The sequence below is a fragment of the Peptoniphilus grossensis genome (assembly GCF_001940285.1).
In the GTDB taxonomy this organism is placed as follows: domain Bacteria; phylum Bacillota; class Clostridia; order Tissierellales; family Peptoniphilaceae; genus Peptoniphilus_A; species Peptoniphilus_A faecalis.
This window is the reverse complement of the sequence record NZ_MJIH01000003.1, coordinates 1-7429: the sequence shown is the minus strand read 5'-3', so window position 1 is coordinate 7429 and position 7429 is coordinate 1. Positions and strand designations below refer to the sequence as shown.

Here is a 7429-nt window from a genome sequence, read left to right as displayed (position 1 = left end):
CAGATGGAGTAGTCTTTTATAAAAGCACCCAGATAGACTTAGAACTATACACCGATAAGAAAGATTTAAAATTAGAAGAAAAGATAGAAGAGACACTTGATAGAGAAAAAATCTATTATGAAAATCTGAAGTTTGGATTGAATCAGAAAGACTCTATGAAGTTCTCTATGAATTTACTATGGAGGTAAAAAATGGCTAATAAAGTTAAATTTAATATTTGTAATGTACACTACGCTCTCTTTGATAAAGCCGAAGAGGGCGTTATTAAATATAAGACGCCAGTGCCAATGCCTGGTGCTGTTTCAATTTCATTAGATCCTAATGGAGAGCCTGAAAGCTTTTATGCAGATGGAATTGAATACTACACTATTTCAAACAACATGGGATATGACGGAGATTTGGAAATCGCTCTTATTCCAGAATCTTTTAGGACTGATGTTTTGATGGAAAAATCAGATTCTAATAAAGTTCTATAATAAAGTTCTAATTGAATCTTCAAATTCTGAAACTGCTAACTTTGCACTTCTTTTTGAGTTTGACGGTGACCAAAAGAAAATCCGTCACGTCATGTATAACTGCTCAGCAGCAAGACCAACCCTTGAAGGAGAGACTAATGAAGAATCAAGAGAAGTTCAACCAGAAACCTTATCTATTCAATCAAGACCACTTCCAAATGGAAATGTAAAGGCTAGAACAGGTGAAGAGACTACGAAGGAAACTTATGATGGTTGGTATAAGTCAGTCTATATGCCAACAGAAACTACAGTAACACCTTCAAGAGCAAGTGTTGGAGGTAAATAAATATGGCGTTAACCAAGAAAATTCAAATCGATGGACAAGATGTTATTTTCCGTGCCTCAGCAGCTATTCCAAGAATTTATAGATTGAAATTTGGTCGAGATATTTTCAAAGACTTGATGGAATTAGAAAAGTCCATGAAGAAAAACGATGAAGATAAATCTAACCTTGATATAGGCTCATTAGAACTATTTGAAAATATAGCCTATGTAATGGCAAAACATGGAGATAAATCTGTGCCAGATAGTCCAGAAGAATGGTTGGATAATTTCTCAACCTTTTCAATTTATCAATTCTACCTCAGCTAATTGAGTTGTGGGGACTTAATATAAAGTCGGAAGAAGTTCCTAAAAAAAAGTAAGACCAATAGAAAGACCAATGACTACACCTTTGTTTTTACTAAGGGCAGTAGAACTTGGTCTTTCTGTTTCTGATTTATCTCTACTAACAATTGGACTTGTAAATGATATGTTCACAGAAAAGAATAATGACGACTATAAATACAAAGAAGTAGCTACACAAGAAGACTTTGATAAGTTTTAATCTTCAAGCTTAGCTACTCTTTTTTCAGCATCTTTATAGACTTTGGATTCGGCTCTTGCACGATAATAATGACAAGAACTTCGTCATCTGATTTTTCCAATTATAAACGATCCTAAGACCTGAACTCCTTAAGTTTAATTTTCATAAGACCAGCAAGCTTAGAATCAGAATAGGTTAGAAAGAGGCTTGCCATAAGCCACCTTCAGTATTAGGAAGAGGATTTATTAAGATCCTCTTAAGTGCTTTATCGACAATTTTTCTTTGAGATCCATCTAAGGCTTTATAGTCTTGGATGGCTTCTTTTATAAAGGATAGTTTATAGTTCATTCGATTTCGTCCTCATCAAGAGGAGAGACTTCATTTAAATCGATATGGAAGGCTTCTTCAAATTCATCTTGAGAAATTAAATCGGATTTATCCATTGATGACATCCTTGTATTGGCAAGCATAAGATCTCTTGCATCTTCGAGCTCATCAATGAGTTTCGTATATTCATCAGGGGAAACAAGAATGCACTCAGGAGTGTTGTTCTTTAATACGACCTTAGAACCGTTCACTTTGACATCATCGAAAATACGTCCAGCTAGGCCTCGATTAAATTCAGAAATGGATACAGTCTTGTTGGATAATTCTTTTACAAAATTCATACTTATCACCTCAAGATAAGTATAGCAGAAATCGATAAAAACATCAATAAAAATACTGATAAATATATCTGTAAAGAGGAGATGAGATATTGGCAAATAGAATAAAAGGGATAACTGTTGAGATTGGTGGGGATACTACCAAATTGCAGACTGCACTAAACAAGTTAATACGGAGATTAAACATACTCAGTCTGAACTTCGTGATGTCAATAAACTTCTTAAACTTGATCCTGGCAACACTGAACTTATCTCACAAAAGCATAAGCTATTAGGACAGACCTTAGAAGAGACAAAGAATAAACTAACATCATTAAAAGAGGCACAAAAACAAGCTGAACAGGCTCTTGCAGAAGGTAAGATTTCGGGGGAGCAATATGATGCCCTTAAACGAGAGATTATTGAAACAGAACAAGCCTTAAAGTCTCTAGAAAGACAAGGGGCAACTACTAATCAAACTCTTCAAAACATAGCTATTATTGGAGAAAAATGGCAAAACACAGGGCAAAATATAGAAAATGTAGGAAGAAAATGATGCCAGTATCTCTTGCGGTAGCAGGTCTTGGGGTAGCGGCTGTAAAGACTGCTTCAGATTTTGACTCTGGTATGTCAAAGGTAAAAGCAGTATCTGGTGCAACAGGGTCTGACTTTGATGCCCTAAGGGAAAAGGCTCGTGAAATGGGAGCCAAGACCAAGTTCTCAGCATCTGAAGCGGCAGAGGCTATGAACTACATGGCCATGGCTGGTTGGAAAAGTAAAGACATGATTGGTGGTATTGAAGGAGTCATGAACCTAGCTGCAGCTAGTGGTGAGGATTTAGCTACTACTTCAGACATCGTTACAGATGCCCTTACAGCCTTTGGTTTAAAAGCCGAAGACTCTTCTCACTTTGCTGATGTTCTTGCTGCTGCGTCATCTAATGCAAACACCAATGTTTCATTAATGGGTGAAACCTTTAAATATGCTGCACCTATTGCTGGGACACTTGGATATTCAGTTGAAGATACAGAAGTCGCTATTGGTTTAATGGCTAACGCAGGAATAAAGGGTTCACAAGCAGGTACAGCTTTAAGGTCTGGACTAACAAGACTCGCATCACCAACTAAAGAAGTTATTAACGGAATGTCTATGTTAGGCTTATCTATTGAAGATGTACAGGGGCTTTCACTTGATGAGACTCTAAGCACATTTAGAGTTGCCTTTGCTAATTTAGACGGAACCCAAAAAGCACAAGCAGCATCCATGATATTTGGTAAAAATGCTATGTCTGGAATGTTGGCAATTATAAATGCCAGTGAAAAAGACTACAACAGTTTGAGTGATGCCATATATAACGCAGATGGAACAGCAGAAAAAATGGCTGCTACTATGCAGGATAACCTGGCTGGTCAATTAAAGATCCTACAATCTGCCTTAGAAGAATTAGCCATATCTTTTGGAGAACTTTTAATGCCTGCTGTTAGAAAAGCAGTAGATATATTAACAAAATTGGTAAATGGACTTAATGCACTTCCAGGACCAGTAAAAGGTATTATTGCAGGTATCGGTCTTTTTATAGCTGCTCTTGGACCTGTACTTATGATTGTCGGAAAACTTATCTGGTCAATAGGAACTATTATGACCAAAGGACCTCTAATAGTAGGAGGAATAACTAAGATAGTTGGAATATTTACAGGTACACTTATACCAGCTATTACTGCACCAATAGCAATAGGAACTATACCAATGGCTGATACTACTGCAGTGATTGCTGGTATAAGTGTACCTGTAAATATTCCAACTATCTTAGTTATTCCTCCTACTATTAGAGGTCCTTTGGTCATAATAGTTCCTATTGACCAGATAAGTTTTCCGACAATCATAAGTACAGGTCCAAGAGCAGCTATAAAAAGACCGATACCTGCAATAATACCTTTTACTGGTCCTGGAAGTGCATTAAGTCCATTTACCAATTTTGTTAATATATCTACTGCTTTTCTAACAGCAGGCATTAAAAGTTCTCCAAAAGATATGGCTAATTCTTCTAAGGCAGATTGTAGGATCTTTAATTGACCAGCCAGGTTATCCTGCATAGTAGCAGCCATTTTTTCTGCTGTTCCATCTGCGTTATATATGGCATCACTCAAACTGTTGTAGTCTTTTTCACTGGCATTTATAATTGCCAACATTCCAGACATAGCATTTTTACCAAATATCATGGATGCTGCTTGTGCTTTTTGGGTTCCGTCTAAATTAGCAAAGGCAACTCTAAATGTGCTTAGAGTCTCATCAAGTGAAAGCCCCTGTACATCTTCAATAGATAAGCCTAACATAGACATTCCGTTAATAACTTCTTTAGTTGGTGATGCGAGTCTTGTTAGTCCAGACCTTAAAGCTGTACCTGCTTGTGAACCCTTTATTCCTGCGTTAGCCATTAAACCAATAGCGACTTCTGTATCTTCAACTGAATATCCAAGTGTCCCAGCAATAGGTGCAGCATATTTAAAGGTTTCACCCATTAATGAAACATTGGTGTTTGCATTAGATGACGCAGCAGCAAGAACATCAGCAAAGTGAGAAGAGTCTTCGGCTTTTAAACCAAAGGCTGTAAGGGCATCTGTAACGATGTCTGAAGTAGTAGCTAAATCCTCACCACTAGCTGCAGCTAGGTTCATGACTCCTTCAATACCACCAATCATGTCTTTACTTTTCCAACCAGCCATGGCCATGTAGTTCATAGCCTCTGCCGCTTCAGATGCTGAGAACTTGGTCTTGGCTCCCATTTCACGAGCCTTTTCCCTTAGGGCATCAAAGTCAGACCCTGTTGCACCAGATACTGCTTTTACCTTTGACATACCAGAGTCAAAATCTGAAGCAGTCTTTACAGCCGCTACCCCAAGACCTGCTACCGCAAGAGATACTGGCATCATTTTTCTTCCTACATTTTCTATATTTTGCCCTGTGTTTTGCCATTTTTCTCCAATAATAGCTATGTTTTGAAGAGTTTGATTAGTAGTTGCCCCTTGTCTTTCTAGAGACTTTAAGGCTTGTTCTGTTTCAATAATCTCTCGTTTAAGGGCATCATATTGCTCCCCCGAAATCTTACCTTCTGCAAGAGCCTGTTCAGCTTGTTTTTGTGCCTCTTTTAATGATGTTAGTTTATTCTTTGTCTCTTCTAAGGTCTGTCCTAATAGCTTATGCTTTTGTGAGATAAGTTCAGTGTTGCCAGGATCAAGTTTAAGAAGTTTATTGACATCACGAAGTTCAGACTGAGTATGTTTAATCTCCGTATTAACTTGTTTTAGTGCAGTCTGCAATTTGGTAGTATCCCCACCAATCTCAACAGTTATCCCTTTTATTCTATTTGCCAATATCTCATCTCCTCTTTACAGATATATTTATCAGTATTTTTATTGATGTTTTTATCGATTTCTGCTATACTTATCTTGAGGTGATAAGTATGAATTTTGTAAAAGAATTATCCAACAAGACTGTATCCATTTCTGAATTTAATCGAGGCCTAGCTGGACGTATTTTCGATGATGTCAAAGTGAACGGTTCTAAGGTCGTATTAAAGAACAACACTCCTGAGTGCATTCTTGTTTCCCCTGATGAATATACGAAACTCATTGATGAGCTCGAAGATGCAAGAGATCTTATGCTTGCCAATACAAGGATGTCATCAATGGATAAATCCGATTTAATTTCTCAAGATGAATTTGAAGAAGCCTTCCATATCGATTTAAATGAAGTCTCTCCTCTTGATGAGGACGAAATCGAATGAACTATAAACTATCCTTTATAAAAGAAGCCATCCAAGACTATAAAGCCTTAGATGGATCTCAAAGAAAAATTGTCGATAAAGCACTTAAGAGGATCTTAATAAATCCTCTTCCTAATACTGAAGGTGGCTATGGCAAGCCTCTTTCTAACCTATCTGATTCTAAGCTTGCTGGTCTTATGAAAATTAAACTTAAGAGTTCAGGTCTTAGGATCGTTTATAAATTGGAAAATCAGATGACGAAGTTCTTGTCATTATTATCGGTGCAAGAGCCGAATCCAAAGTCTATAAAGATGCTGAAAAAAGAGTAGCTAAGCTTGAAGATTAAAACTTATCAAAGTCTTCTTGTGTAGCTACTTCTTTGTATTTATAGTCGTCATTATTCTTTTCTGTGAACATATCATTTACAAGTCCAATTGTTAGTAGAGATAAATCAGAAACAGAAAGACCAAGTTCTACTGCCCTTAGTAAAAACAAAGGTGTAGTCATTGGTCTTTCTATTGGTCTTACTTTTTTTTAGGAACTTCTTCCGACTTTATATTAAGTCCCCACAACTCAATTAGCTGAGGTAGAATTTGATAAATTGAAAAGGTTGAGAAATTATCCAACCATTCTTCTGGACTATCTGGCACAGATTTATCTCCATGTTTTGCCATTACATAGGCTATATTTTCAAATAGTTCTAATGAGCCTATATCAAGGTTAGATTTATCTTCATCGTTTTTCTTCATGGACTTTTCTAATTCCATCAAGTCTTTGAAAATATCTCGACCAAATTTCAATCTATAAATTCTTGGAATAGCTGCTGAGGCACGGAAAATAACATCTTGTCCATCGATTTGAATTTTCTTGGTTAACGCCATATTTATTTACCTCCAACACTTGCTCTTGAAGGTGTTACTGTAGTTTTCTGTTGGCATATAGACTGACTTATACCAACCATCATAAGTTTCCTTCGTAGTCTCTTCACCTGTTCTAGCCTTTACATTTCCATTTGGAAGTGGTCTTGATTGAATAGATAAGGTTTCTGGTTGAACTTCTCTTGATTCTTCATTAGTCTCTCCTTCAAGGGTTGGTCTTGCTGCTGAGCAGTTATACATGACGTGACGGATTTTCTTTTGGTCACCGTCAAACTCAAAAGAAGTGCAAAGTTAGCAGTTTCAGAATTTGAAGATTCAATTAGAACTTTATTATAGAACTTTATTAGAATCTGATTTTTCCATCAAAACATCAGTCCTAAAAGATTCTGGAATAAGAGCGATTTCCAAATCTCCGTCATATCCCATGTTGTTTGAAATAGTGTAGTATTCAATTCCATCTGCATAAAAGCTTTCAGGCTCTCCATTAGGATCTAATGAAATTGAAACAGCACCAGGCATTGGCACTGGCGTCTTATATTTAATAACGCCCTCTTCGGCTTTATCAAAGAGAGCGTAGTGTACATTACAAATATTAAATTTAACTTTATTAGCCATTTTTTACCTCCATAGTAAATTCATAGAGAACTTCATAGAGTCTTTCTGATTCAATCCAAACTTCAGATTTTTCATAATAGATTTTTTCTCTATCAAGTGTCTCTTCTATCTTTTCTTCTAATTTTAAATCTTTCTTATCGGTGTATAGTTCTAAGTCTATCTGGGTGCTTTTATAAAAGACTACTCCATCTGCACCAAAGTGTTTATTC

Annotated in this window: 14 protein-coding genes and 3 pseudogenes; 8 read left to right on the top strand and 9 right to left on the bottom strand. The window is 36.6% G+C overall.

The window, feature by feature from the left end; genetic code table 11:
* The 5 genes and pseudogenes from BIV18_RS11105 to BIV18_RS10700 all read left to right on the top strand — a co-directional run.
* Nucleotides 1-188 (top strand): annotated as a pseudogene (locus BIV18_RS11105) (hypothetical protein); the annotation flags it as partial.
* Between the two features lie 3 nt (nt 189-191).
* Nucleotides 192-476, top strand: coding sequence for a major tail protein (locus BIV18_RS11595; protein WP_235860850.1), 285 nt, complete (start codon nt 192-194; stop codon nt 474-476).
* Nucleotides 457-801, top strand: a complete 345-nt coding sequence (locus BIV18_RS11590) for a major tail protein (protein ID WP_472924271.1) — start codon at nt 457-459, stop codon at nt 799-801. Before BIV18_RS11595 ends, BIV18_RS11590 begins: the two co-directional genes overlap by 20 nt.
* A gap of 2 nt (nt 802-803) precedes the next feature.
* Nucleotides 804-1106: a hypothetical protein gene (locus BIV18_RS09585; protein WP_235860854.1), complete on the top strand. Its 303-nt coding sequence runs from the start codon at nt 804-806 to the stop codon at nt 1104-1106.
* A gap of 70 nt (nt 1107-1176) precedes the next feature.
* On the top strand, nt 1177-1341 hold the full coding sequence (locus tag BIV18_RS10700) for a hypothetical protein (RefSeq protein ID WP_004816339.1): 165 nt from the start codon (nt 1177-1179) through the stop codon (nt 1339-1341).
* 174 nt (nt 1342-1515) lie between these two features.
* Here the strand turns inward: BIV18_RS10700 and BIV18_RS11100 are convergent, their stop codons facing one another.
* The 3 genes from BIV18_RS11100 to BIV18_RS11095 all read right to left on the bottom strand — a co-directional run bounded on the left by BIV18_RS11100 (nt 1516) and on the right by BIV18_RS11095 (nt 2674).
* The gene (locus BIV18_RS11100) at nt 1516-1668 is read right to left on the bottom strand and encodes a type II toxin-antitoxin system RelE family toxin (RefSeq protein ID WP_235860853.1); all 153 of its coding nucleotides are present in this window, start codon (nt 1666-1668) and stop codon (nt 1516-1518) included.
* Nucleotides 1665-1988, bottom strand: a complete 324-nt coding sequence (locus tag BIV18_RS09575) for a type II toxin-antitoxin system Phd/YefM family antitoxin (RefSeq protein WP_019117841.1) — start codon at nt 1986-1988, stop codon at nt 1665-1667. The genes BIV18_RS11100 and BIV18_RS09575 overlap by 4 nt, the downstream gene beginning before the upstream one ends.
* Nucleotides 1989-2461: 473 nt before the next feature.
* A complete protein-coding gene (locus BIV18_RS11095) occupies nt 2462-2674 on the bottom strand; it encodes a hypothetical protein (protein WP_235860855.1) in 213 nt (70 codons plus the stop codon).
* Between BIV18_RS11095 and BIV18_RS11090 the strand changes: the two are divergent.
* Nucleotides 2592-3497: pseudogene (locus BIV18_RS11090) on the top strand (phage tail tape measure protein); the annotation flags it as partial. The gene BIV18_RS11095 and the pseudogene BIV18_RS11090 overlap by 83 nt on opposite strands.
* Before the next feature lie 368 nt (nt 3498-3865).
* Here the strand turns inward: BIV18_RS11090 and BIV18_RS11085 are convergent.
* Nucleotides 3866-4891, bottom strand: a pseudogene (locus BIV18_RS11085) (phage tail tape measure protein); the annotation flags it as partial.
* 533 nt (nt 4892-5424) lie between these two features.
* Between BIV18_RS11085 and BIV18_RS09560 the strand changes: the two are divergent.
* Complete coding sequence (locus BIV18_RS09560) at nt 5425-5748, top strand: type II toxin-antitoxin system Phd/YefM family antitoxin (protein WP_019117841.1); 324 nt, start codon at nt 5425-5427, stop codon at nt 5746-5748.
* Nucleotides 5745-6056 (top strand): type II toxin-antitoxin system RelE family toxin, encoded by a 312-nt coding sequence (locus BIV18_RS09555; RefSeq protein WP_235860852.1) that lies wholly within the window; start codon nt 5745-5747, stop codon nt 6054-6056. Before BIV18_RS09560 ends, BIV18_RS09555 begins: the two co-directional genes overlap by 4 nt.
* Nucleotides 6057-6069: 13 nt before the next feature.
* Here BIV18_RS09555 and BIV18_RS10695 read toward each other — a convergent pair whose 3' ends face one another.
* The 5 genes from BIV18_RS10695 to BIV18_RS09540 all read right to left on the bottom strand — a co-directional run.
* Complete coding sequence (locus tag BIV18_RS10695; protein WP_004816339.1) at nt 6070-6234, bottom strand: hypothetical protein; 165 nt, start codon at nt 6232-6234, stop codon at nt 6070-6072.
* 17 nt (nt 6235-6251) lie between these two features.
* On the bottom strand, nt 6252-6608 hold the full coding sequence (locus tag BIV18_RS09550) for a hypothetical protein (RefSeq protein WP_002834869.1): 357 nt from the start codon (nt 6606-6608) through the stop codon (nt 6252-6254).
* A 6-nt stretch (nt 6609-6614) separates the two neighbouring features.
* Nucleotides 6615-6845 (bottom strand): hypothetical protein, encoded by a 231-nt coding sequence (locus BIV18_RS11080; protein WP_235860851.1) that lies wholly within the window; start codon nt 6843-6845, stop codon nt 6615-6617.
* Between the two features lie 90 nt (nt 6846-6935).
* Nucleotides 6936-7220 carry a major tail protein gene (locus BIV18_RS11075; RefSeq protein ID WP_235860850.1) on the bottom strand — a complete coding sequence of 95 codons (285 nt, stop codon included), beginning with the start codon at nt 7218-7220 and terminating at the stop codon, nt 6936-6938.
* On the bottom strand, nt 7213-7429 hold a 217-nt coding region (locus tag BIV18_RS09540; protein WP_075660419.1), incomplete at its 5' end, for a hypothetical protein. The genes BIV18_RS11075 and BIV18_RS09540, both read right to left, overlap by 8 nt.

What these genes read in the sequence shown, in the direction of transcription:
- BIV18_RS09560 (WP_019117841.1), top strand. Translation starts at nt 5,425, where the DNA reads ATGAATTTTGTAAAAGAATTATCCAACAAGACTGTATCCATTTCTGAA.
- BIV18_RS11075 (WP_235860850.1), bottom strand. Translation starts at nt 7,220, where the DNA reads ATGGCTAATAAAGTTAAATTTAATATTTGTAATGTACACTACGCTCTC.
- BIV18_RS09550 (WP_002834869.1), bottom strand. Translation starts at nt 6,608, where the DNA reads ATGGCGTTAACCAAGAAAATTCAAATCGATGGACAAGATGTTATTTTC.
- BIV18_RS11595 (WP_235860850.1), top strand. Translation starts at nt 192, where the DNA reads ATGGCTAATAAAGTTAAATTTAATATTTGTAATGTACACTACGCTCTC.
- BIV18_RS11080 (WP_235860851.1), bottom strand. Translation starts at nt 6,845, where the DNA reads ATGTATAACTGCTCAGCAGCAAGACCAACCCTTGAAGGAGAGACTAAT.
- BIV18_RS09575 (WP_019117841.1), bottom strand. Translation starts at nt 1,988, where the DNA reads ATGAATTTTGTAAAAGAATTATCCAACAAGACTGTATCCATTTCTGAA.
- BIV18_RS11100 (WP_235860853.1), bottom strand. Translation starts at nt 1,668, where the DNA reads ATGAACTATAAACTATCCTTTATAAAAGAAGCCATCCAAGACTATAAA.
- BIV18_RS09585 (WP_235860854.1), top strand. Translation starts at nt 804, where the DNA reads ATGGCGTTAACCAAGAAAATTCAAATCGATGGACAAGATGTTATTTTC.
- BIV18_RS09555 (WP_235860852.1), top strand. Translation starts at nt 5,745, where the DNA reads ATGAACTATAAACTATCCTTTATAAAAGAAGCCATCCAAGACTATAAA.
- BIV18_RS10695 (WP_004816339.1), bottom strand. Translation starts at nt 6,234, where the DNA reads ATGACTACACCTTTGTTTTTACTAAGGGCAGTAGAACTTGGTCTTTCT.
- BIV18_RS10700 (WP_004816339.1), top strand. Translation starts at nt 1,177, where the DNA reads ATGACTACACCTTTGTTTTTACTAAGGGCAGTAGAACTTGGTCTTTCT.